This is a genomic window from Marinobacter sp. X15-166B, assembly GCF_001752365.1.
GTDB lineage: Bacteria > Pseudomonadota > Gammaproteobacteria > Pseudomonadales > Oleiphilaceae > Marinobacter.
The window spans coordinates 3258196-3282834 of the sequence record NZ_MEIY01000001.1; the positions used below are offsets into that span (position 1 = coordinate 3258196).

The 24639-nt window shown below is 58.9% G+C and carries 23 protein-coding genes; 17 read left to right on the forward strand and 6 right to left on the reverse strand.

Going from position 1 to position 24639, the window contains the following annotated elements; all coding sequences use genetic code 11:
- Positions 1 to 169 precede the first annotated feature (169 nt).
- The 6 genes from BG841_RS15355 to BG841_RS15380 all read left to right on the forward strand — a co-directional run bounded on the left by BG841_RS15355 (position 170) and on the right by BG841_RS15380 (position 3452).
- Positions 170 to 895 (forward strand): Bax inhibitor-1/YccA family protein, encoded by a 726-nt coding sequence (locus BG841_RS15355; RefSeq protein ID WP_070058444.1) that lies wholly within the window; start codon positions 170 to 172, stop codon positions 893 to 895.
- 114 nt (positions 896 to 1009) lie between these two features.
- Positions 1010 to 1426: a sulfurtransferase complex subunit TusD gene (tusD, locus tag BG841_RS15360; protein ID WP_070058873.1), complete on the forward strand. Its 417-nt coding sequence runs from the start codon at positions 1010 to 1012 to the stop codon at positions 1424 to 1426.
- A 3-nt stretch (positions 1427 to 1429) separates the two neighbouring features.
- Complete coding sequence (locus BG841_RS15365) at positions 1430 to 1777, forward strand: DsrE family protein (RefSeq protein WP_070058445.1); 348 nt, start codon at positions 1430 to 1432, stop codon at positions 1775 to 1777.
- Entirely contained in the window at positions 1774 to 2046 is a 273-nt protein-coding gene (tusB, locus tag BG841_RS15370) for a sulfurtransferase complex subunit TusB (RefSeq protein WP_083260285.1), read from the forward strand. Before BG841_RS15365 ends, tusB begins: the two co-directional genes overlap by 4 nt.
- 7 nt (positions 2047 to 2053) lie before the next feature.
- Entirely contained in the window at positions 2054 to 2368 is a 315-nt protein-coding gene (locus BG841_RS15375; RefSeq protein ID WP_070058447.1) for a TusE/DsrC/DsvC family sulfur relay protein, read from the forward strand.
- 16 nt (positions 2369 to 2384) lie between these two features.
- A complete protein-coding gene (locus BG841_RS15380) occupies positions 2385 to 3452 on the forward strand; it encodes a glycosyl transferase family protein (protein WP_141737115.1) in 1068 nt (355 codons plus the stop codon).
- 92 nt (positions 3453 to 3544) lie between these two features.
- Here BG841_RS15380 and nfuA read toward each other — a convergent pair whose 3' ends face one another.
- Complete coding sequence (gene nfuA / locus BG841_RS15385; RefSeq protein WP_070058449.1) at positions 3545 to 4132, reverse strand: Fe-S biogenesis protein NfuA; 588 nt, start codon at positions 4130 to 4132, stop codon at positions 3545 to 3547.
- A 195-nt stretch (positions 4133 to 4327) separates the two neighbouring features.
- Here nfuA and metH point away from each other — a divergent pair, with 195 nt between their 5' ends.
- The 4 genes from metH to BG841_RS15405 all read left to right on the forward strand — a co-directional run bounded on the left by metH (position 4328) and on the right by BG841_RS15405 (position 10762).
- The gene (gene metH, locus BG841_RS15390) at positions 4328 to 8026 is read left to right on the forward strand and encodes a methionine synthase (RefSeq protein ID WP_070058450.1); all 3699 of its coding nucleotides are present in this window, start codon (positions 4328 to 4330) and stop codon (positions 8024 to 8026) included.
- Positions 8027 to 8062: 36 nt separating this feature from the next.
- Positions 8063 to 8287 carry a DUF2970 domain-containing protein gene (locus BG841_RS15395; protein ID WP_070058451.1) on the forward strand — a complete coding sequence of 75 codons (225 nt, stop codon included), beginning with the start codon at positions 8063 to 8065 and terminating at the stop codon, positions 8285 to 8287.
- 329 nt (positions 8288 to 8616) lie between these two features.
- Complete coding sequence (locus BG841_RS15400; protein ID WP_070058452.1) at positions 8617 to 10269, forward strand: nitrite/sulfite reductase; 1653 nt, start codon at positions 8617 to 8619, stop codon at positions 10267 to 10269.
- A complete protein-coding gene (locus BG841_RS15405; protein WP_070058453.1) occupies positions 10262 to 10762 on the forward strand; it encodes a DUF934 domain-containing protein in 501 nt (166 codons plus the stop codon). The genes BG841_RS15400 and BG841_RS15405 overlap by 8 nt, the downstream gene beginning before the upstream one ends.
- A gap of 57 nt (positions 10763 to 10819) precedes the next feature.
- On the opposite strand, the gene sohB is transcribed toward BG841_RS15405, so the two are convergent.
- Positions 10820 to 11881, reverse strand: a complete 1062-nt coding sequence (gene sohB / locus BG841_RS15410; RefSeq protein ID WP_070058454.1) for a protease SohB — start codon at positions 11879 to 11881, stop codon at positions 10820 to 10822.
- 224 nt (positions 11882 to 12105) lie between these two features.
- On the opposite strand from sohB, the gene BG841_RS15415 reads away from it, so the two are divergent.
- Entirely contained in the window at positions 12106 to 12420 is a 315-nt protein-coding gene (locus BG841_RS15415) for an SCP2 sterol-binding domain-containing protein (protein WP_070058455.1), read from the forward strand.
- Positions 12421 to 12491: 71 nt separating this feature from the next.
- On the opposite strand, the gene BG841_RS15420 is transcribed toward BG841_RS15415, so the two are convergent.
- From BG841_RS15420 to BG841_RS15435, 4 genes are all read right to left on the reverse strand, one after another.
- Entirely contained in the window at positions 12492 to 14198 is a 1707-nt protein-coding gene (locus BG841_RS15420; RefSeq protein ID WP_070058456.1) for a chemotaxis protein, read from the reverse strand.
- Positions 14199 to 14372: 174 nt separating this feature from the next.
- The gene (gene dnaQ / locus BG841_RS15425) at positions 14373 to 15077 is read right to left on the reverse strand and encodes a DNA polymerase III subunit epsilon (RefSeq protein WP_070058457.1); all 705 of its coding nucleotides are present in this window, start codon (positions 15075 to 15077) and stop codon (positions 14373 to 14375) included.
- 14 nt (positions 15078 to 15091) lie between these two features.
- The gene (gene rnhA / locus BG841_RS15430) at positions 15092 to 15553 is read right to left on the reverse strand and encodes a ribonuclease HI (RefSeq protein WP_070058458.1); all 462 of its coding nucleotides are present in this window, start codon (positions 15551 to 15553) and stop codon (positions 15092 to 15094) included.
- On the reverse strand, positions 15543 to 16328 hold the full coding sequence (locus BG841_RS15435; RefSeq protein ID WP_070058459.1) for a class I SAM-dependent methyltransferase: 786 nt from the start codon (positions 16326 to 16328) through the stop codon (positions 15543 to 15545). The genes rnhA and BG841_RS15435 overlap by 11 nt, the downstream gene beginning before the upstream one ends.
- Positions 16329 to 16416: 88 nt before the next feature.
- On the opposite strand from BG841_RS15435, the gene gloB reads away from it, so the two are divergent.
- The 6 genes from gloB to BG841_RS15465 all read left to right on the forward strand — a co-directional run bounded on the left by gloB (position 16417) and on the right by BG841_RS15465 (position 24614).
- On the forward strand, positions 16417 to 17211 hold the full coding sequence (gene gloB, locus BG841_RS15440; protein ID WP_070058460.1) for a hydroxyacylglutathione hydrolase: 795 nt from the start codon (positions 16417 to 16419) through the stop codon (positions 17209 to 17211).
- A 111-nt stretch (positions 17212 to 17322) separates the two neighbouring features.
- Positions 17323 to 19008 carry a lytic transglycosylase gene (locus BG841_RS15445; protein WP_070058461.1) on the forward strand — a complete coding sequence of 562 codons (1686 nt, stop codon included), beginning with the start codon at positions 17323 to 17325 and terminating at the stop codon, positions 19006 to 19008.
- Positions 19009 to 19049: 41 nt separating this feature from the next.
- Positions 19050 to 20876, forward strand: a complete 1827-nt coding sequence (locus BG841_RS15450) for an extracellular solute-binding protein (protein WP_070058462.1) — start codon at positions 19050 to 19052, stop codon at positions 20874 to 20876.
- A gap of 3 nt (positions 20877 to 20879) precedes the next feature.
- Positions 20880 to 21959: a microcin C ABC transporter permease YejB gene (locus BG841_RS15455; protein ID WP_070058463.1), complete on the forward strand. Its 1080-nt coding sequence runs from the start codon at positions 20880 to 20882 to the stop codon at positions 21957 to 21959.
- A gap of 8 nt (positions 21960 to 21967) precedes the next feature.
- Positions 21968 to 22990 carry an ABC transporter permease gene (locus BG841_RS15460; protein WP_070058464.1) on the forward strand — a complete coding sequence of 341 codons (1023 nt, stop codon included), beginning with the start codon at positions 21968 to 21970 and terminating at the stop codon, positions 22988 to 22990.
- Position 22991: 1 nt separating this feature from the next.
- Positions 22992 to 24614, forward strand: coding sequence for an ABC transporter ATP-binding protein (locus tag BG841_RS15465; protein ID WP_070058465.1), 1623 nt, complete (start codon positions 22992 to 22994; stop codon positions 24612 to 24614).
- The last annotated feature ends 25 nt before the right edge of the window (positions 24615 to 24639 follow it).

Below are 24639 nucleotides of genomic sequence, written 5' to 3' on the forward strand. Positions count from 1 at the left end.
CTGTGCAACTAAATGAATCGCATGAGATTCAGGGCATCGAGACCGGGAATATGAAAGTTCAAGGGAGCTATTTTCGATGTTTGCTGTCCCAATCGATTGAAAGTTTAGGTTTCACCCTTATCATTGAGGTAGGATCTCTATAACTGCACGGACATCACCGGAGAATAGAATGGAAAACAGACGTTTTAACGCCCAGCAGGGTCACGGCACCTACTCTGCACATCAGCCCGCACACGCTGCTGGCGCGGGCATCAGCGCTGAAGCCACCAAGGTTTTACGCAACACATATTCATTGCTGGCCATGACGCTGTTGTTCAGCGCCGTCATGGCAGGTGTTTCCATGGCGGTCCAGTTGAGCCAGGGTGTCAGCCTCATGTGCAGCCTCGGCGCCCTGGCGCTGATCTGGCTGGTTCTGCCGAGAACCGCCAACAGCTCCGCAGGGATCGGGGTGGTGTTTGCGTTCACCGGCCTGCTCGGCCTGTCCATTGGTCCCCTGCTGTCCCATTACCTGGCCATGAAAAATGGCGGCGTCATCGTCATGCAGGCGCTGGGTGGCACGGCTTTCGTCTTCATGGCGCTGTCGGCCTATGTGCTGACCACCCGTAAGGACTTCAGCTTCTTGCGCGGCATGCTGTTCGCCGGCCTCATCGTGGTGCTGGTGGCGGCCATCGGTTCTGTCGTGGCGAGCCTGTTTGGCGTTGCCGTCAGTGGATTCAGCCTGGCCATCAGTGCTGCGATTGTCCTGCTGATGTCGGGTTTCATCCTGTTTGATACCAGTCGGATCATCAACGGCGGTGAAACCAACTACATCATGGCTACTACCGGGTTGTACCTGAACATCTACAACCTGTTTGTCAGCCTGCTCCACCTGATTGGCGCTTTCAGCGACGACTGATCCGTTACCCCTTCAGCAAAACCCCGGTTCGTCCGGGGTTTTTTGTGTTCAAACACCGTCGCTGATCTGGGGTATAATGGCGGCACACTCACCCAGGCGAGACTGTTGACGATCATGCCCTCTCCTCGCATTCTGACCTACACCCTGGTCATTACCGGCGCACCCTACACCAGCCAGGCGCCCCAGACTGCCCTGAATTTTGCGCAAGCAGTGCTGGCCGCCGGCCACACCATCGACCGGGTTTTTCTGTACGGTGACGGCATTCACCTTGCATCTGTACTGGCAGCGCCCCCCAGCGATGAAGCCAACTGGACCCAGCGCTGGGGTGAGTTGCTGACCGCCCACGAGATTCCCGCCGTTGCCTGCATTGCCTCGGCGCTGCGCCGGGGACTGCTGGATCCGGCCGAGCAAGCGCGCTATGAAAAGCCGGCGGCCAATCTGGCCGCGCCTTTTGAGATTGCCGGGCTGGGGGAATGGGTCGAGGGACAATTACAATCGTCCCGGGTTGTGTATTTTCACAGTGGAGCCTGACCTATGACCACACTGATCATCATCGATCAACCACCTTACGGCAACTGGGCCGGTCGCGAGGGTCTCGACATGGCCTTTTCCCTGGCCGCGTTTGATCAGCCGGTCGCCCTGCTGTTTACCGGTGCAGGTGTAAACTGGCTGCGCCAGGGGCAGCAGGCCGAGCTCATTGCGCAAAAGAACGTGGATCGCAATCTCAGTGCAGCCACCGTATTTGGCGTAGACCAACTGTTGGCAGACAGCACGTCACTGACCCGGTTCGGCCTGGCGCCCGTCGACTTGCTCGCGGGGGTAGAGACCGTTCGTTTTGAACCCGCCCTGTTATCCTCCTACAGCCACGTAGTATGCCCATGACCACCTTACACATTCTCAACAAGTCTCCGGATCACCCGCGATTTGCCCTGTGCCTGGCCGCCGTGACCGGAGAAGATCAGTTGCTGCTGACCGAAAATGCGGTGCTGGCACTGGCCGACACCACCCTTACGCTACCGGCCAGGGTGGCAGCGCTGGCTGCGGATATGGACGCCCGCGGTTTAACCGGGAACGGGCTCAGCCGTTACGGAGTCGGGTTTGACCACATGGTTCGCCTGACCACCCAGGCCAGCCGCATAATCAGCTGGTAACCACCCTATGCACGTAGCACGGAACAACGAAGGCTTTCTCGAGGACCCCTGGGCATGGTCGGCTGAAATCGCCGCTGTTATCGCCGCAGAATCCGCGATAGAGCTGAGCGAAAATCACTGGGAAATCATAGAGTTCCTTCGTGACTTCTACAAGATTCATGAGGTCTCACCGCCCTCCAACCGCCTGTTTGTCAAAGCGGTCAAAGAGCGGTTTGGCGAAGCCAAGGGTAACAGCATCTACCTGATGCAACTGTTTCCCGGGACGCCCGCCAAAACCGCCTGCCGCATTGCCGGCCTGCCCCGTCCCACCAACTGTTTATAGCGTTACAGGAGCGATGATGAACCAGCCGGTCGATTCCATACTGCCCGAGCCGAGAGAGGGCGAGCATCCATTTGCCCCCTATGTCCGCATTCTGGGGCGGGGCAAACGGGGCGCCCGCTCCCTGAGTCAGGCCGAAGCGCGCCACGCCATGTCGCTCATCCTGCAGGGAGATGTGGAAGACACCCAGCTCGGCGCCTTCCTGATGCTGTTGCGGGTCAAGGAAGAAACCGCCGCCGAGTTGACGGGGTTTGTCCAGGCGGTGCGGGAGCATACCCAGGTACCGACGGGGCTGAGCGTCGATCTCGACTGGCCGTCTTATGCGGGCAAGCGCCGCCACCCCCCCTGGTTCCTGTTTGCCATTTTATTGCTGGCGCAACACGGCTTACGGGTGTTTATCCACGGTGCCGATGGCCACACCCCGGAACGCCTGTACCTGCGCCCAACCCTGGCGGCTTTCGGCCTGGCTCCGGCCACTTCCTGGACAGAGGCGGCGCAACAACTCGCTGCGCGGCAGTTCACCTACCTGCCCCTTGCGGCGTGGTCACCGCAACTGGCCGACATCATTGAGTTAAGACCGATTCTGGGGCTGCGTTCGCCGGTGCATTCCCTGGCGCGCCTGATCAATCCGTTAACCGCGCCCGTCACCCTGCAGGGGATATTCCACCCCCCCTACGGGCCTCTTCACCAGGAGTCGGGGCGACTGCTGGGCTACCCACGCACGGTGGTCATCCGGGGGGAAGGCGGAGAGTCTGAGCGCAACCCCGACAACGCCTTAACCGTGTTACGCGCGAACGGCGCCGGGGACACCGACGAAGTCAGCTGGCCGGCCCTGTTCGAGCGTCGACACGTCAAACCCAAATCACTGAGCCTGCACCATATGTACGCGGTCTGGTCGGGGGCCGCGACCGACAGCTACGGCGAGGCTGCGGTGTTATCAACAGCAGCCTTGGCGCTGCTGGAAACCGGTGCCGCGGCCAGTCAGTCGGCGGCGTGGGAGCTGGCCCACACCCTGTGGGAGCACCGGGACCGGCACAGGTTCGAGCAAGCCCCGGTAGCCACCCGGCCCGCCTCGCCAGCGGTGTGACCGGTGTGTCGCACCGGCAAAAAAAAAGACCGGCGTGAAAGCCGGTCTGATAACACCCAACAACCTGAAGTTGTGGTTACGCCTGAAACAACTTACTGATAATAGGCATTGTCTTTCACAGAGTGATCGGTCGCGTCCCGTACCGCGGTGATTTCCGGCACCCGCTCTACCAGAGTTTTCTCAACCCCTTGCTGCAGCGTGAGGCTGACCGCACTGCAGCCCTGGCAGCCACCGCCGAACAACAACACGGCGACTGACCCGTCCACTACCTCCACCAGCGACACCTCACCGCCGTGGGACGCCAGACTGGGGTTGATCTCTGAGGCCAGCACATAGTTGATGCGGTCCGCCAGCGGTGCGTTCTCATCAACATTGGGCACTTTGGCGTTCGGAGCCTTGATGGTTAACTGGCCCCCCATCTGATCCTTGGAGTAGTCCACATAGGCCTCTTCCAGAAACGGCACGGAGTTGTGGTCCAGATACAGGATGAATTTTTCGAGATCCACCTGTTCGTCGGTGGCCACAATTTCGTTCGGTGGACAATACGCCAGGCACGTTTCGGCATGCTTGGTACCAGGCTGAGTCACAAAGATGCGCACACCCATGCCTTCAACATCTTGTTTTTCAATCAGTTGCGCCAAATAGTCGCGCGCGGAATCAGTTACTGTAACCAGGGCCATCTCGTAACAACCTGTTCAGGTAAATGTGAGGCCATTTTAAGGGGTTTTTGAGGTTTTTTCAAAGACCGACCAATTTACTCAGTCTTTATCGGGCAACAACCAACTGCTCCAGGTCAAATCCACGGGGACGCAAAACCGCATATTTGCTATGATCCGGCTTAATTACGCTCTCCATGACTTTCGGATGTTATCACTATGATCGATCGCAATACCCGCCAGGCGGCACTGACCCAAGCCCTGAATGAACGCATTCTGATTCTCGATGGCGGGATGGGGACCATGATCCAGAACGAAAAACTGGACGAAGCGGCGTTTCGTGGCGAAAGATTCGCAAATTTCGATCGGGACCTGAAAGGCAACAATGACCTGCTGTGCTTATCCCAGCCGGCGTTGCTGAAGCGCATCCACCGCGATTTTCTGGATGCGGGGGCCGACATCATTGAGACCAACACCTTTAACAGCACCCAGGTGTCCCAGGCCGATTACGGCCTCGAGTCCGCAGCCCGGGAGCTGAATTTTGAATCCGCCCGTATCGCCCGCGAGGTGGCCGACGAAGTGACCGCAGCCAACCCAACCAGGCCACGTTTTGTGGCCGGCGCCGTCGGCCCCACTTCCCGCACCGCGTCGCTGTCGCCGGACGTGAATAATCCGGGCTTTCGCAATGTGGATTTCCAGACTCTGGTGGACAACTACTATGAGGCGGTCGAGGGATTGGTCAGCGGCGGCTGCGACCTCATTCTGATCGAAACCATCTTTGATACCCTGAACGCCAAAGCAGCCATATACGCCGCCCAGCAATATTTTGAAGACAGCGGCATTGCCCTGCCGCTGATGATTTCCGGAACCATCACCGACGCATCGGGACGCACCCTGTCCGGGCAGACCACCGAGGCTTTCTGGAACTCCGTTGCCCATGCCCGCCCCTTGGCGGTGGGTCTCAACTGTGCGCTCGGCGCCGATGCCCTGCGCCCCTATGTGGAAGAACTGTCCAACAAAGCGGAAACTTTTGTCAGCGCCCACCCCAACGCGGGGCTGCCCAACGAATTTGGTGAGTACGACCAGACTCCTGAGGAAATGGCAAAAATCATTGAAGGCTTTGCCCGTGATGGCTTTGTCAATATTATCGGTGGATGCTGTGGCTCGTCTCCGGAGCACATCAAGGCCGTGGCCGAGGCTGTGGCCAAATACCCGCCCCGCAAAATACCCGAGCGCCCGGTCGCGCTGCGTCTGTCCGGCCTGGAACCCTTTACCGGCGACGAAAACACCTTGTTTATCAACGTGGGTGAACGTACCAACGTGACCGGCTCAAGACGCTTCCTGCGACTGATCAAAGAGGAGCAATTTGAAGAAGCGCTGAGTGTCGCCCGCGATCAGGTGGAGAACGGCGCCCAGATCATCGACATAAACATGGACGAGGGCATGCTCGACTCCGAGGAAGCCATGACCACCTTCCTCAAGCTGATTGCCTCCGAACCGGACATTTCCCGGGTGCCTATCATGGTGGACTCGTCCAAGTGGGAAGTGATCGAGGCGGGATTGCGGTGCATTCAGGGCAAGGCGATCGTCAACTCCATCAGCCTTAAGGAAGGCGAAGAAGAGTTCATCAAACGCGCCCGGGACTGCATGCGCTACGGAGCCGCGGTGGTGGTGATGGCGTTTGATGAAACCGGGCAGGCAGACACCTTCGAGCGCAAGATCGAGATCTGCAAGCGCTCCTACGAGGTGCTGGTGGGCATTGGCTTCAACCCCGCCGACATTATTTTTGACCCCAACGTGTTCGCCATTGCCACCGGCATCGAAGAGCACAACAATTACGCCGTCGACTTCATCAACGCCACCCGCTGGATTCGGGAGAACCTCCCCCACGCCTCCATTTCCGGCGGGGTGAGCAACGTGTCCTTCTCGTTCCGCGGCAACGACGCAGTGCGCGAGGCGATCCATTCGGTGTTCCTCTACCACGCCATCAAGGCCGGGATGAACATGGGCATCGTCAACCCCGGACAACTGGTGATATACGACGAAATCGAGCCGGAACTGAAAGAGCTGGTCGAGGACGTGGTACTCAATCGCCGGGACGATGCCACCGACCGGTTGCTGGAAATCGCCGAACGATTCAAGAACAAGGGCGGCCGGGTGCAGGAAGAAGACCTGTCCTGGCGGGAATGGCCGGTGAGCAAGCGGATTGAACATGCACTGGTCAAGGGCATCACCACCTACATTATCGAGGACACCGAAGCCTGCCGCCTGGAACTGCCCCGCCCGATTGAAGTCATTGAAGGTCCGCTCATGGACGGCATGAACGTGGTCGGCGATCTGTTTGGTGAGGGCAAAATGTTTCTGCCCCAGGTGGTGAAAAGTGCCCGCGTCATGAAGCAGGCGGTGGCCCACCTGATCCCCTTCATTGAGGCAGAAAAATCCGAAGGCCAGCAAGCCAAGGGCAAGATCCTCATGGCGACGGTCAAGGGCGACGTTCACGACATCGGCAAAAACATCGTCGGCGTGGTATTGCAGTGCAACAACTACGAGGTCATCGATCTCGGGGTAATGGTCCCGTGCGAGAAAATCCTCGAAACGGCGGTCAAGGAAGACGTCGACATCATCGGCCTGAGCGGGTTGATTACCCCCTCACTGGACGAGATGTCCCACGTGGCCCGTGAAATGCAGCGGCTGGACTTCAACATCCCGCTGATGATCGGTGGGGCGACCACGTCCAAAGCCCACACCGCGGTCAAAATAGAACCCCATTATCAGAACGACATTGCCGTCTACGTTGCTGATGCCTCCCGGTGCGTCAATGTGGCCTCACGCCTGCTCAGCGAAACCGCCAAAGAAGAATTCGTTAACGACGCCCGCGGCGAATACGACATGATCCGCGAGCGCCGTAAAAATCGCGGGGAGCGGGTCAAACTGGTGACGCTGGAACAAGCCCGCGAGCGCGCACCCGGGTTGGACTTCTCGCAGCAGCAGATCGTCAGGCCCGGCTTTACCGGACTCAAGTCCTTCGATAACTACGATCTGAAAACCCTGGTGCCCTACATTGACTGGACCCCGTTTTTCATTTCCTGGGACCTGTCAGGCAAATACCCGGCCATCTTCGATCACCCGCAACGGGGCGAAGCCGCCAAATCGCTGTTTGACGACGCCCAGCAGATTCTCAACCGGATGATTGATGAAAACCGGATCACGGCCCGGGCGGTCATCGGTTTCTGGCCCGCCAACCGGCGGGGCGATGACATTGTGGTGTACAAAGATGAATCGCGTACCGAGGAGCTCACCACCCTGCACCACTTGCGCCAGCAGGACGACAAAGCCCCCGGCCGGGAAATGCTGTCGTTGTCGGACTTCCTTGCGGACGAGTCCGGGGAACAGTGTGACTACGTGGGCGGTTTTGCGGTGACCACCGGCATCGGTGCGGAGGAGTTTGCCGAGGAGTTCAAGCAGGCCAACGATGACTACAACGCCATCATGGTGAAATCATTGGCCGACCGGCTGGCAGAGGCACTGGCGGAGCACATGCACGAACGGGTCCGGAAAGAATTCTGGGGTTACGCCAAAGACGAAAACCTGGACAACGAGGACCTGATCCGGGAAGCCTACCGGGGCATTCGCCCGGCCCCGGGTTACCCGGCGTGTCCCGACCATACCGAGAAAACGGTGCTGTTCGACCTGCTGCAAGCCCCTGAAAACGCCGGTATCGAGCTGACCGAACACTTCGCCATGTTCCCGGCCGCGGCGGTCTCCGGATGGTACTTCAGTCACCCGGACGCCAAGTATTTTTCGGTGGGTCGTATTGGACGGGATCAAGTTGAGGACTATGCTACACGTAAAGGCATTTCTGTCGCAGAGGCGGAACGCTGGCTGCAGCCGAGCCTGTCGTACGACCCTGCTGAATAGACAGCTCGCCACCCTCAACCTCGCCGAGGTGATCGCGTGCCCGATGAACAATCCGATAACAAACACCCACCCAGGCCTGGTGGCTTTGGCCGGGTGTTTGCCAGTATTCTTTCCGGCGCTCTGGGCGTGCAATCCAGCAAGCGCCGGGAGGAAGATTTCGCCAGCCACAGCCCCTGGCCCTACCTGGCTGCCGCCCTGTTATTCACCGCGGGCTTTGTGCTGACCCTGGTGCTCATCGTGCGCTGGGTGCTGTCCGGCTGACCCTATGCAGCCGTAGCCTACTGCCCCGCAACCCAGGTCACCGCAAGGGCAACCACCAAAAATATCAGCACCACCGCCGCAATGGCATCCACCTGACTGTCTGTCCGTGTTCCTTTCTTCATGGCTGACGTCCTTTTATTAATTCCGACAAGGTATGGCTACCGGTAACACTAGGTGCTGCCCGCCGTTTCGTCCACCCGCGCCACCCTCCCTTATTACTAATATAGATATCTATAGCATTAAATAATCATTTTAAGCATATAGGTGGCCTGTTATTCTTCTGCGTCAATCAATGGCTCTCTTTTTGTTTCAGGGCAGGACCGTCCACTATGTACGTATATGATGAGCACGACCGGCAGATGCTGGCCGAGCGGGTTGCACAGTTCCGTGATCAGACTCAACGCGCGCTTGCAGGCGAACTCAGTGAAGAAGAGTTTTTGCCGCTGCGCCTTCAAAACGGCCTGTACGTGCAGCGTTATGCCCCCATGTTCCGGATAGCCGTGCCCTACGGCATGCTGCGCTCGCAACAACTGCGGCGCCTGGCCCGCATCACCCGGGACTACGACAAAGGCTACGCTCATTTCACCACGCGGCAAAACATCCAGCTGAACTGGCCGCAGCTGGAGGAAGTGCCCGATATCCTCGCGGAACTGGCGGAAGTGGAGATGCACGCCAACCAGACCAGTGGCAACTGCATTCGCAACACCACCACGGATCAGTTTGCCGGGGTCAACAGCGAAGAAGTGACCGACCCCCGCCCCTACTGCGAAATCATTCGCCAGTGGTCGACCTACCACCCGGAATTTGCGTACTTGCCGCGCAAATTCAAAATTGCGGTCAATGCATCACCGCACAGTGACCGGGCCGCCATTCAGGTACACGACATCGGCCTGCAGATCGTGCGCAACGCGGCGGGCGAGCTCGGGTTCAAGGTGTATGTCGGCGGCGGACTCGGGCGCACGCCCATGATCGGCGCGGTAATCCGGGAATTTCTGCCGGAGCTGGACCTGATGACCTATCTGGAAGCCATTGTGCGTGTCTACAACCGTTTCGGGCGCCGTGACAACAAGTACAAGGCCCGCATCAAAATCCTGGTAAAGGCACTGACGCCGGAGGGTTACCGACAGAAGGTGGAAGAGGAATGGGCGCACATCAAGGATTCACCGACCCGGCTGACCCGCGCCGCCATCGACGCCATGAAAAAACACTTCACGGAACCGGCTTACGCCGACCTGGCCGATTGCAGCGACACACTGGCAGAATTGCGTTTCCGTCACAAAACCTTCAACGACTGGTTGACCCACAATGTGCACCCCCATAAACGAGCGGGATACGCCATTGTTACCCTTACCCTGAAAAAGACCGGCGTGCCCACCGGGGATGTCACCGACCGTCAGCTGGAGCAGATCGCCGATCTGGCTGACGCCTACAGCTTTGGCGAGGTGCGGGTTACCCACGAGCAAAACGTTGTGCTGGCGGATGTGCGTCAGGACCGGCTGTTTGAGCTGTGGCAGGCGCTCACGCCGCTGGATTTTGCCATTGCCAACCTGAACACGCTCAACGACATGATCTGCTGCCCCGGGGGTGACTACTGCTCCCTGGCCAACGCCAAGTCGATTCCCATCGCTGAAGCCATCCAGCGCCGGTTCGACAACCTGGACTTCCTGTACGACCTGGGGCGGATCGACCTGAACATTTCCGGCTGCATGAATGCCTGCGGGCATCACCATGTGGGTCACATTGGCGTTCTGGGTGTTGATAAAAAAGGGCAGGAGTTCTACCAGATCAGTCTGGGCGGCTCGTCCCAGCACGACGCCAGTATAGGCAAAATTCTCGGGCCTTCTTTTGCCAGCGAGGCCATGCCCGATGTCGTGGAAAAGATCATCGACGTGTATGTCAACAACCGTACCGAGGAGGAGGAGTTTCTGGACACCTACCGCCGTATCGGTATCCAACCGTTCAAGGAGCGTGTATATGCCTGAAGTCATCAGCAGCCAGGGCGTGATCAGCCACGACGACTGGGTTCTTGTTGAGCGGCCTGCCGAGGGTGAAACCCTCACGCTGCCCTCCGGGCCCGTGCTGGTACCCCTCGACTACTGGGCCGCCAACGCCGGTGAACTGTCCGGCCGGGGCGACATCGGCGTCTGGCTGGATGGGCATGACGACCCCGACGTGCTGGCAGCATTCGCCAATGACCTGCCGGTGATCGCCATCAACTTCCCCAAATTCAGCGATGGGCGGGGCTACAGCACGGCCCGGTTGTTGCGGGAACGCCATGGTTACCGGAACGACCTGCGCGCCGTGGGGGATGTGCTGCTGGACCAGCTGCAGTTCATGAAGCGTTGCGGGTTCAGCAGTTTTGTGTTGCGGGCGGACAAAGACATTGGCAAGGCCGCCTCCTGCCTGAATTTCTTCAGCCAGGGCTATCAGGCGGCAACCGATACCGACGAGCCCCTGTTCCGCCGCCGCGCCTGACCGGTTGCGCGGGTGTCCGCAGGGCCACCCGCGCACATACCCTCAAACCGCATGAGCTCACTGCAGCTTTTGGGTACGAAACAGACTCAACACGCGCAACAGGCTCCGCTCCAGCGCGGTACTGGCCGCCAACCCCAGTTTTTCAGGCAAACTGCGCTTGTGCTCGAAGCTCACCGCAACGACCTCGGCCCGCTCACAGGCGTCAATCAGGTATTCGTCCGAGGTCTTGATTTCATCAATCAGGTTGACCGCCAGGGCTCGCCGGCCAAACCACACATCCCCCGTTGCCACTGCCTCAAGATCCAGCGCGGGGCGACGCTCGGCCACGTACTCTTTAAACAACCCATGGGTATCTTCCAGATCCGTGAGGAATTTCTCCCGTCCCTTTTCGGTGTTTTCGCCAAAGATGGTCAACGTTCGTTTGTGCTCACCAGCGGTCAACACTTCGAAATCCACATCGTTTTTCTTCAGAAAGCGATGGAAGTTAGGCAGCTGGGCCACAACGCCAATGGAACCGACGACCGCGAATGGTGAGGCAACAATACGGTCGGCCACACAGGCCATCATGTAACCGCCGCTGGCCGCTACCTTGTCGACACAGGCTGTCAGGGCAATGCCCTTACTGCGGATGCGGTCCAACTGGGCGGCCGCCAGACCGTAGGCGTGGACCAGGCCACCACCGCTTTGCAGACGCACCACCACTTCGTCCGTCCCGGCCTCGGCCACACTCAGCACCCCGGTAATGGCGCGCCGCAGGGTATCGGTTTCACTGGCTTTGATATCGCCGTCAAAATCAAGCACGAATACCCGGGGCTTTTTGGGTGGGCTGGCCTGCCCCTCTGACTGGCGTTTGTTGGCTTTGGCTGCCGCTTTTTTCTCTTTTTTCTGGCGTTTCAGCCACTGCTTGCGCTCATCGGCACTCAGCATCCGGGCCTGGATCTCCTCCCGCAGCTTGCGGTATGTGTCGTTCAGGCGGCGCACCCGCAACTCGCCCTCTTTGTCGCCGTCACTCTTGTGCTTGTGAGCCACTGATACCAGGGCAGATACCACAATGAGGACGGCAACGACCAAGGTGGTGGTTTTGGCGATGAATAACCCAAACTCTGTCAAAAATTCCAAAGTGCTTCTCCAGTTGAAGAGTCATACAGCGAGAGCACGATTGTAACTGAGGCGTCCGGTGGAACAAGCGCTCCGGAATTGTAATTTTGCAGACCCGCATCAAAAAATTAAAACAAGCGTTCGATCAAGCTTGACAGGCGTCCCTTCCTCACCCTAAAGTCGAATTGTTGCTAACCAGCAAACATACACCCCGGCACATGCCAACCAGTCAAAAAGGTAAAAGAATGTCTGTAGCTCAGGTATTTGAAAAATTGGAAAAGAACTTCAACCCAGACGCGGCTGCAGGCCAGGATCTGATTTTCCAGTTTGATATTGAAGACGACAAGGTCTACCACCTGGCCATCAAAGATCGCACCTGCGCATTGGTTGAAGGCCCGAGCGATGACCCTTCGGTAACCCTGATTATGAATTCGGAAACGCTTCAGGGGATTGTGTCTGGCGAGACCGACGGCATGCAGGCCTTCATGTCGGGTCAGTTGCGTGCAGAAGGCGATATGATGCTGGCAACCAAGCTGGGCGAACTGTTCGACATGGGCTAGGCCGCGAGCCACGGGTCACCCGCTGAAAACCCTGCCGATCGGCAGGGTTTTTTGTTTCTGGGGGGCGGTACTCAGAGCAGAGCGTCGTCCAACGCCGCCGCCGCCAGGGTGAGCAGTTTCGGATTGGATTCCACGTGGGCACCTAGCCCCTCGATGTAATACTCCAGCGATGTCAATGCATCCGCCAGCGCCTCAAGTACCATGCCATTCGGTGGCTCTTCGGTATCCAGCAGTTTTTTCTGAATGGCCCGGGCAACCCGTTCCACCGTCTCGGCGGCGGAGGGATCGCCCGCCATCTGCAAGCCCCCCCACACGCTGTGCAGAGTCGCCGGCAGATTCGCCAGGTGCAGCTTGTCGTAGTCGGTATCAACGTAGGCGGTGATCGCGCGCTTGGCCAGTGTGAGTGCGTCTTTGGCTTCGTCAGACACCACCAACAGGGCTTCGTTGAAATACACCGAGTGCTGACGGGAGTTACGGGCCTCGGCCAGAGCGTCCGATTCAGAGGTGACCCCGCGATTCAGCATCTGCAGTATGGCGCTTTCAATATCCAGCACCGCATCCGCCAGCGAATAGAGCTCCCGCTCCGCCGGCAGGCGGGATTCCGCCTCCCACTGGCGCAATTTGGCGGCTTCGCGGCGCGCCACCTCGGACAGCTGATTGAGGTCCACCATCAGCAGGGTGTTCGACATGCGATCCAGCGCCATGGCAATGATGCTCAATTCCGCCAGATCCGGTTCGATCCCCCGCTCGATGATGTCAAGCTTATCCTTAAGTTGATTCAGCTCTTCCTGCAGCGCCGCAGACAGCGATTTCAGTACGTCCACTCCGGGGCCGTACAAACGTTTGCTGTGGGCCTCAAACTGGGTATCCGTGTATTCGGCCGGCGTCAGATCGAACGCGTGCAATACCGCGACCACCTCCGGGTTGGTCGAGCCACTGCGGTAGAGAAGATAGACCAGATCCCGGATCAGAGATTCCGGCGCCTCTTTGGCGCTGGCCGCCTGACCGACGTAGATCACTTCACGGGCACAGCTTTCGATGCGCATCAGCATGCGCTTGCGGGCCTTGCTGATGACCATGGAGCGGTCCAGCATGGTGTCCATCACGGTGGCCAGCAAGCCCCACATCTGCGCCATGGGGGTTCCCGCACACAAACGGGCAAAACCGCGGGCGGCACGACCAATCAGACGTTTGTTGACCTGATCGTCCCGTTCGCGCAACGCGCCGAGCAGGCCAACCTGGTAAGTCAGCCGCATCCGGCGGGCCAACATCTCATGCGCATCCCGGCCAGCGGTCATTGGGGACAGCCCCAGACCGGCACAGAAGTCCGGGCGTTTGTTCAGGTCGATATCAAAAAACCAGGACTCGGGGTAGGGTTGCGCCTTGCGAGCTTCCCGCAGATCGTTGATGACCGGCAACAGGAGTTCGGGATGATCGACCCGCTGCTGATGATAATACTCAACGTATCTCTGCAGAATAAACAGGGCACTGTTCAGCGAAGTGAGGAGGATGTTCTTGTCGTCATTGGCGCCCACGGGCACGTCATTGGCCAGAGCCACGGTTTCCTGGCACAGCAGGGTGCCACCCCGCAACTCGATGAGAACGAATATGCCTCGTAACTGGTTCAGGTAGTCGACGCAGTTTTGTAAGTCCTCGCCGCTTTCCCGGTTATCCTGGAACCGGTCCAGGCTCATCCCGGCATGCTTGATGGTCTGTTCAATTTCACTTTTGACCAGATCAAACGATTGCGGTCTGGTGGCTAAAGATGATTGAACCATACACACGTCCTGTTTTGATGCACTGGCCGTTTCGTTGCTGGCTGCGGAGGTATCAACGTACGGAAATTTATGGAAAACAAAGAACTGACGACTACTTATAGCACAAAACACCCGTTCCTCAAGACGCCGGAAGTGTAACAATACGTACACTAATACACAGGTCTCGGTTTGCGGCTATTCAGGGAGCCTGGACCACAGGGTTTCCCCCGCGACTTTCTCAATCACCGCCAGCAACTTGTCATGCGCTTCGATTTCGCTGCTGTCTGCCCGCAACACCGGCAAAGGCTTACGGTCCGCGGGCAGACGTCTGACCTGCGACCCGCCCTCACCGTTTGCGGAGCCGGCGTCCAGGGAAAGCGCGGTCTGCCCCCCGGTCAACAGCAGATAGACATCGGCCAGAATCTCCGCATCCAGCAATGCGCCGTGCAGTTCCCGGGCGCTGTTATCCACTCCGTAACGCTTACACAGCGCATCCAGACTGTTTCTTTGTCCGGGGTATTTGGCCCGCGCAATGGCGAGGGTATCGACAATGCCGCAGTGGTCGGCGGTTTTTAAGCCCGATGGCAGACGGGCAAACTCTGCGTCCATGAATCCCACGTCAAACGCGGCGTTGTGGATGACCAGCTCGGCCCCTTTGATAAACGCGAAGAATTCATCCGCCACATCCTTGAACAAGGGCTTGTCCCGCAGGTATTCATCGGTGATGCCGTGAACGGCCACCGCTTCCGCTTCCACCTCCCGCTCAGGGTTGATGTACACGTGATAGTGGCGCCCGGTCAGCCGCCGTTCCACCAGTTCCACACACCCGATTTCGATGATGCGGTGTCCCGCGGCGGGATCAATACCTGTGGTTTCGGTATCCAGTACAATTTGTCTCATAATGTTGCCACCTCCTACCCGTTCACCAGCTCTTCCACACCACGGTTGGCCAGTTCATCGGCCAGTTCGTTGTCCGGCACACCGGAATGCCCCTTCACCCAATGCCAGTTGACCTGGTGCCGATGCACCGCAGCATCGAGTTGTTTCCACAAATCTTCGTTTTTCACCGGTTTTTTGGCGGCGGTTTTCCAGCCATTTTTTTTCCAGCCGCTCATCCATTCGGTGATACCTTTGCGCACGTACTGGGAATCGGTGTACAGCGCCACCCGGCAACTGCGGGTCAGGGCATTCAACCCCTTAATGGCCGCCATCAGTTCCATGCGGTTATTAGTGGTATTACGCTCACCCCCATGCAGCGTTTTCATGGCGGTTCCGAAACGCAGTACAACGCCCCACCCGCCGGCACCGGGATTGCCCTTGCAGGCACCATCTGTGTAAATCACCACCTCATCGGTGTTCACTGCTTTATCTGTCATTACTGCTCTCATTGGTTCTGGAGTGGCGGGCCGACACACTGATTGCACCTGGCATCGCCACCACGTTGTTCCGCCGCCATGCCTGCCGGGTTCTGGTCGAGGCATACACGCGCTTGGTGGCAAGGATACAGTAATAAGCACCGACAGGGAGAACACGAGCGCACCAATTCCGTTCCGTTGCCTCGGGCCGGGTCGCCGTGTGACTGCGTTGGAGCGGTGGCCGTAAAAAGAAAGTGTCCGACGACTCAACCTGAAAATCGAGCAGACTCAACCAATCTTCCATGCGCGAACGCATGATGAAGCGCGCCCCCCAGGGCCCCCGGTGACTGCGGGAAACCAACCGACGGAGTCCCCACAGACTGAGCGGATTGAATCCGAACACCAGCAGCTGGCCGCCGCCCCGCATGACCCGGCTGGCCTCCCGGATGACCTGATGCGGGTAGGCGGAAAAATCCGCCGTATGATGGAGTATCACCAGATCAATGGAGTCATTTGGAAAAGGCAATTCGTCGGCGTCGCACACGGCAACACCCTCAGGCAAATCCGGACTCCATTCCGGGGTGGTCACAATTTTTTGGGTGAAATCGGTGCTGCCGGCCAAGGGCAAGCGATGACTGACTCCTACCTGGAGCTGGCGGGCAGCCGGTGGTATCTGCTCGAGCTTGGTGTCTATGCATTGGCGCTGGTCGGCCAGTAACGCACGGCCAAGCGAAGTCTGGAACCAATGCTCAAAACTGCGGTGTCGTTCTGGATAGCTCATCAGTTCTCTGTTCATGGTGCGGTCCCGGTTGGGTTAGAAGCGCGGTTGCTCTATGATAGCAATCAATTCCATACACCACACTCAGGCTCTTATGGTGAAGGCTATGCTGACGATCACTCCCATTCCCGCATTCAAGGACAATTACATCTGGTGTCTCAGTCAGGGGGAATCTAGGAGGGCTCTGGTGGTTGATCCCGGGCAATCTGAGCAGGTCATACAACATCTTGCGGAGCACGACCTGATTCTTGATACCATTCTGATCACCCACCATCATCCGGACCACACCGGAGGTGTGCAGGCTCTGGTCGCGGCCTTGTCACCGGAGCGGGTGGTGGGCCCGGCAGACTCGCCCTTCACCGGCATCGACACCCCGGTGCGTTCCGGCGACACCCTCGACTGGCATGGGATGAGTTTCAGGGTCATGGCCGTACCGGGCCACACCCTGGACCATATCGCCTTTTATTCCGACCAGAAGGTCGCTGACCGGCCCGTGTTGTTTTGTGGAGATACCCTGTTTATCTGCGGCTGTGGCCGCTTGTTCGAAGGCACTCCTGCCCAAATGAGGCAGTCGCTGAGCAAGCTCAGAGATTTGCCGGACGAGACGGCGGTGTACTGTACCCACGAATACACCCTGGCGAACCTGAAATTTGCGCGCCACTGGCTACCGGACGACGCCGCACTCGCCGAATTTGAGGCCGAATGCATTGCCCTCCGAGACCGGCACCTACCGACCGTGCCGGGGGTTCTGGGGCGGGAAAAACGACTGAACCCGTTTCTGAGATGGGACGACGACGCCGTTATTGAGGCCGCGAAAGCTTACGGCGCCAAGCATCAGTTGACCGTGGACAGCGCGGACTCCGTGTTGGCCGCTGTGCGCCACGGTAAAGATCAGTTCTGATCCCGGTTACACAACCTGTCAGGGCGGTAACACTGGGCGTGTTGCTCCGTTATAGCGGTTCACCTAGAATCCATGCCGTTTCCTAACGTATGAATTGTCGGAAGAATGTTTATGACGGCCAGAAGTTTAACCGCCTTGCTGTGTGTTGGTATTTTATCCAGCGGTTGCAGTTCACTACGCCCCATGCTGCCCGACTGGACCGGCACCGCCGGCGAGCCGGCCGAAGCGGAAGTGCTCGACTCTGAGGCGCTTCAGGTTGCCGCCGGCGAAGGCGTGACCGACCTGGACGATTCCATCGCCCCGCACATGCAAGCGACCGCCAGACAAGCACGGGAAAAACTCGACACATCGACGGGCGCCACTTCGGAAGCCGACACCCCCAATGATTTATGGGACCGGTTGCGCGCCGGGTTCGCCCTCGATCACAACGCTGACAACCCACGGGTACGGCAACAGCTGGACTGGTATCGCAAGCACCCCGCGTACATTGCCCGGGTGAGCGAGCGTGGTCGCCGGTATCTCCATTACATCGTCAACGAGACTGAAAAACGCGGTCTGCCCGGCGAACTGGCCCTGCTGCCCATCGTGGAAAGTGCATTTGATCCCTTCGCCTATTCCCACGGGCGTGCCGCCGGCCTGTGGCAGTTCATTCCGTCTACGGGTAAGTATTTCGGGTTGACCCAAAGCTGGTGGCACGATGAGCGTAGAGACGTATTGGCCGCCACCGATGCTGCGCTCACCTATCTCGATCGCCTGGCCAAACGCTTTGACGGCGATTACATGCTGGCTCTGGCGGCTTACAACAGTGGCGGAGGCACGGTTTCAAAAGCCATGCGGAAGAACCGCCAGCGTAACCGGCCCACCGACTACTGGTCTTTGCAACTGCCGCGGGAAACCCGCGAGTATGTGCCCAAGCTGCTCGCTCTGGCGCAAATTTTCGACAACCCGCAAGCCTACGGGATCGAATTGCCGACCATCGAGGACCAGCCGTTTTTTGACGTAGTCGATACCGGCGGCCAGATAGACCTGGCGCAAGCGGCGAAACTTGCCGGGGTCAGCGTAGACGAAATTTACCTGCTCAACCCGTCCTACAACCGCTGGGCCACTTCGCCTTCCGGCCCCCACCGCCTGCTGGTTCCGGTGGACAACAGCGACCGGCTCCGCTCCGGGCTGGCAGCCCTGGACCCCGCCGAACGGGTGTCCTGGCAACATTACAAGATCGCTTCCGGAGACAATCTGTCGACCATCGCCAGGAAGTTTGGCACCACCACCGCAGTCATTCGGGAGGTCAACAATCTGCGCGGCGACTTTATCAGAGCCGGCCAGCAACTGCTGATTCCCACCGCCACCAAGGGGGCGTCGAGTTACGCTCTCAGCGAGAGTCAGCGGCTGGCCAAAACCCAGGCCCGCGGCGGCCAGCGCAGTAACGGCACCCGGATTGAGCACCTGGTCAAACCCGGCGACACCTTCTGGGACATCGCCCGCAGCCACGGTGTCTCGGTGCGGGCAGTGGCCAAATGGAACAATATGGCCCCGGGCGACCCTCTGATACCGGGCCAGCGTCTGGTGGTCTGGTCAAACAACGCAACACCCGCCACGCTGGCCAGCGCCCGCGACCGTGCCATGGTGCGCAGGGTGGGTTATCGGGTGCGCAGAGGGGATTCATTAACGGCGATTGCCAACCGGTTTTCCGTCAATGTGAGCGACATCGCCAGTTGGAACAAGATCAATACCGCCCGCTATCTGCAGCCCGGCCAAAGTCTGGTACTCTACGTCGATGTGCGCAACAGCCCCTGAGACGGTTCTCTTAACGATAACAACGGATGTGTGCGAACCCCATGGCAACAAATCGGATAGTTTCATACCCACGATTCCTGTATTGCATCGCCGCCCTGCTAATCGCGCCTGCGTTATCCCCGGCGGCAGAAACCACACCCATGCATGGCATCGCCATGCATGGCGAGCCCGCCTACCCCGCTGGGTTCAAGCATTTTGAGTATGTGAACCCCGACGCTCCCAAGGGCGGCACCCTCACCCTGGGAGTCGTTGCCAACGGGTATGACTCCTTTAACCCCTTTGTCACCCGTGGGATCGCTGCGGCCGGCATCAACCGCTACCTCTATGACACACTGATGGAAGCTTCCGCCGACGAACCGTTCAGTGCCTACGGGCTCATCGCCGAATCCATCGAGGTGCCTGAAGACCGCAGTTACGTCATTTTCAACTTGCGCAAAGAAGCCCGCTTTCACGACGGCGAGCCGATCACGGCAGACGACGTCAAATTCTCCTTCGACACCCTGACCACCGAAGGCCACCCGTTTTATCGTAACTATTACGCCGACGTCAGTAAGATCACCATCGACACCCCCCATCGCATCCGGTTTGATTTCGGCCACAGCAACAATCGGGAGTTGCCGCTGATTCTGGGGCAACTGCCCATACTGCCCAAACATTACTGGCAGCAGCATAGCTTCAGCGACAGCAATCTCGTCCCTCCTGTGGGCAGCGGCCCCTACCGCATCGGCCGATTTGATGCCGGTCGCTCCATCACCTATACCCGGGTAGAGGATTACTGGGCCGAGCAGATCCCGGTGCGCAAAGGCCGTTTCAATTTCGACGCCATCCATTATGACTATTACTCCGACGATACGGTGGCACTGGAGGCGTTCAAGGCCGGCAATTACGATTTCAGGCTGGAATCGTCCGCGAAAAACTGGGCCACCGCGTACCAGGGGGCCCGGTTCGAGGATGGTCGCATCAAAGTGGAAGCACTGGCTCACAACCGTCCGGTGGGCTTGCAGGGGTTTGTCTACAACACCCGCAAACCCCAGTTTGCCGATCCGAAAGTGCGGGCCGCGCTCGCCTACGCCTTCGACTTCAACTGGACCAACACCAACCTGTTTTACGGTCAATACACCCGCACCAGCAGCTATTTTGAAAACAGCGAACTGGCGTCCAGGGGGCTGCCGCAAGGCGAAGAACTTGCGATCCTTGAACGCTATCGCGACCAATTGCCGGAATCGGTGTTCACCGAGGTGTATCAACCACCCGCCACCACGGGCAAATACGGCATGCGCGACAATCTCAGAACCGCCATTAACCTGCTCAACGAGGCGGGATATGAGATCCGCGACCGCAAAATGGTCAACACCCGCACCGGCCAGCCGCTCCAATTTGAGATTCTCATGCACCAGAAAAACTTCGAGCGGCTGGTGCTGCCGTTCAAAAACAACCTGGCCCGCATCGGCATCGACATGACCGTGCGCATGGTGGACACCAACCAGTACATCCGCCGGGTGCGCAGCTTCGACTACGACATGATTACCCAGGTGCTGCCACAATCCGACTCCCCCGGTAACGAACAACGGGAATACTGGTCCTCCACCACCCGGGACGTAGAGGGCTCGCGCAACTACATGGGCGTCCACGACCCGGTGGTCGACGAACTGATCGAGCTGGTCATCCAGGCACCGGACCGTGAAGCCCTGATCCACCGCACCCGGGCGCTCGACCGGGTCTTGCTGCACGGTTACTACACCATCCCCCAATGGTATCTGTCGACCGACCGGATAGCTTACTGGGCCCAACTGCAGCACCCCGAAACGATTCCCAAAAACGGTATCGATCTCGATAACTGGTGGGTTGCAGGCCAGGAGCGCCAATAACCAATGGGAGGTTATATACTACGCCGCCTGGCCCTGATCATTCCCACCCTGATCGGGATTATGCTGCTCAATTTTGTGATTATTCAGGCCGCCCCCGGGGGTCCGATCGAGCAGTTCATTGCCGAGATGGAAGGCCACGGTGGCGGTGCGCTGGCCCGGGCCACCGGCGGTGGCGGCAGTGAAGTGGTGTCCGCCACTGCCGACTCCCGGGGCAGCCGGGGGTTGCCCAAAGAGCTGATTCAGGAGCTGGAGGTGATGTACGGTTTCGACCGCCCCGCCCACGAACGGTTCGCAAAAATGCTTTGGGATTACGCCCGCTTTGATTTTGGCGACTCGTTTTTTCGCAACCGCACCGTCACCGAACTGATCATCGACAAAATGCCGGTGTCCATCTCGCTGGGCCTCTGGTCAACCCTGATCATCTACCTGATATCCATTCCTCTGGGCATCCGTAAAGCGATCACCGACGGCTCCCGCTTCGACGTGTGGAGCAGCTCGGTCATTGTCGTGGGTTACGCCATTCCCGGCTTTTTATTTGCCATTCTGCTGATTGTGCTGTTTGCCGGCGGCAGCTATTTCGACTGGTTTCCTCTGCGGGGTCTGACCTCGGTCAACTTTGATGAATTGAATTGGTACCAGAAAATCGGCGACTACTTCTGGCATCTGGCGCTGCCGGTGACCGCCAACGTAATCGGCGGCTTTGCCACGCTAACGCTACTGACCAAGAATTCCTTTCTGGATGAAATCAGCAAACACTACGTGGTTACCGCGCGGGCCAAAGGTCTGGAAGAGCGTCAGGTGCTGTACGGCCACGTGTTCCGCAACGCCATGCTGATTGTCATCGCCAGTTTGCCGGGTGTGCTGGTGTCGCTGTTCTTTACCGGTTCGCTGCTGATCGAAGTGATTTTCTCCCTCGACGGCCTGGGGCTGCTCGGGTTCGAGGCGGCCCTGAACCGGGACTACCCGGTCATCTTCGGTACCCTGTTCATTTTCACCCTGATGGGGCTGGTACTGAAGCTGGTGAGCGACATCACCTATGTACTGGTGGACCCGCGCATCGACTTCGAAAGCAGGGAGCGCTGACCGTGCGAATGGCAATGCTTTCTCCCATACAACGGCGGCGGCTGACCAATTTCCGCCGCAACCGCCGTGGTTACTGGTCGCTGTGGGCGTTTATTCTCCTCTTTGGACTGTCCCTGATCGCGGAACTGATCGCCAATGACTCGCCCTTACTGGTGTCCTACCAGGGCACCCTGTACGCGCCGGTGGTGCAGTCGATTCCGGAGGATACCTTTGGCGGCTTCCTGCCCACGGAAACCGATTATCGGGATCCGTTTATCCAGGAGCAAATCGAAGCCGATGGCTGGATGCTCTGGCCGCCAATCCGCTTCAGCTACAACACCATCAACTATCAACTGGAAGTGCCCTCACCGGCACCACCGTCGGCGGAAAACTGGCTGGGCACCGACGATCAGGGCCGGGATGTGGCCGCCAGAGTCATCTATGGCTTCAGGATTTCCGTGCTGTTCGGCCTGACCCTCACTTTCTTCAGTTGCATTGTGGGGGTGGCAGTGGGCGCGATTCAGGGGTTCTATGGCGGCAAAATCGACCTGGTGGGCCAACGCTTTCTGGAAGTCTGGTCGGGACTCCCGGTGCTTTACCTGCTGATCATCCTGTCCAGCGTTGTGCAGCCCAATTTCTGGTGGCTGCTGGGCATCATGTTGCTGTTCAGCTGGATGGGGCTGGTGGACGTGGTCCGGGCGGAGTTCCTCCGCGCCCGCAACTTCGAGTATGTGCGGGCGGCCCGGGCGCTGGGCCTGAGCAACCGGCTGATCATGTTCCGTCACATACTGCCCAACGCCATGGTGGCCACGCTGACCTTTTTACCCTTCATCCTCAGTGGCGCGATCACCGGACTCACGTCGCTGGATTTTCTCGGTTTTGGTTTGCCCTCGGGCTCGCCGTCTCTTGGGGAACTGATTGCTCAGGGCAAGGCCAATTTGCACGCCCCCTGGCTGGGCGTATCCGCCTTTGTCAGCCTTGCGCTCATGCTCACCCTGCTGGTGTTTATTGGCGAAGCGGTGCGCGATGCGTTTGACCCGAGGAAGAACTGACATGTCTGCCCTGCTGGAAATTACCGATTTGTCGATTGCCTTCGACGGCCACACCAAGGTGGTCGACCAACTTTCCCTGTCGCTGAATCCTGCAGAGACGCTGGCACTGGTGGGCGAAAGTGGCTCCGGCAAATCGGTGTCCGCACTGTCCATACTGCGCCTGCTGGATGAGCGCCACGTACGCTACCCCTCCGGTGCCATCCGGTTCGAAGGGGAAGATCTGCTAAGAGTGCCGGAAAAACGATTACGGCAGCTGCGCGGCCGGCGCATCAGCATGATCTTTCAGGAGCCGATGACCTCCCTGAACCCTCTGCATACGGTGGAAAAGCAAATCGGCGAAACCCTGGCACTGCACAAGGGGTTGCGCGGGCCGCAAGCACGCCAACGCTGTATCGAACTGCTGGATCTGGTGGGCATTGCCGAGCCAGAAACCCGGCTGTCCAGCTACCCCCATCAACTGTCCGGCGGACAGAAGCAGCGGGTGATGATTGCCATGGCGCTGGCCAATGAGCCGGATATTCTGATTGCCGACGAGCCAACCACCGCCCTCGACGTGACGGTACAGAAACAAGTGCTCGAGCTGCTGGCCGAGCTGCAGCGCAAATTCAAGATGGCAGTGCTGCTGATTACCCACGACCTGTCGATTGTCCGGCGTTATGCGGACCGGGTGGCCGTGCTCGAGCGGGGCGTACTGGTTGAGCAGGGCGAGACCGGGGTGCTGTTCACGCAGCCCCAACACCCTTACACCCGGCGCTTGCTGGGCGCCGAGCCGCCGGCGGCTCCCCCGGAGTCCCCGGCGGCGAGCGAACAACCACTGTTGCAGGTAGAGGGTCTGAACGTTCACTTTGTGACCGGGAAAACCCTGCTGGGGCGCACCAAATCGACTTTTCATGCGGTGCAGGACGTCAGCTTCAGCCTGCCCCGTGGACAGACCCTCGGAATTGTAGGCGAAAGCGGGAGTGGCAAGACCACCATTGGCCACGCCTTGCTGAAACTGACCCCCAGCCAGGGCGCGGTGCAGATCGCCGGCGAACGGCTTGACCAGCTCGACCAGAGGGCATTCCGCCCCTACCGGCAACGCATCCAGATTGTGTTCCAGGACCCGTTTGGCAGTCTGAGCCCACGCATGTCGATCTCGCAAATCATCGGTGAGGGGCTGGAGATTCACCATCCGGGGCCACCCCAGGATCATGAGGCCAAGGTCGTGCAGGCACTGCAGGATGTCGGTCTGGATCCGGAGGCACGACACCGCTATCCCCACGAGTTTTCCGGCGGTCAGCGGCAGCGTATCGCCATCGCCCGTGCCTTGGTGCTGCAGCCCGAAATTATTGTGCTGGACGAACCGACCTCGGCGCTGGACCGCACCGTGCAGATTCAGGTCATTGAGCTGCTGCGGGATTTGCAGCAGCGTTACGGACTGAGCTATCTGTTCATCAGCCACGATCTGGCGGTGGTGCGGGCGTTAAGCCACAAGCTGCTGGTCCTTCGGCGGGGGCAGGTGGTCGAATGCGGCGACGCCGGCAGGGTGTTCTCTGCGCCCCAGTCCCCCTACACCCGGGAACTGCTGAGCGCCGCGCTGTTCTACCAAAACACCTCACATAAAAAACCGAACCAACTACCGTAGTCTCACCCACTACGACCAATTGAGT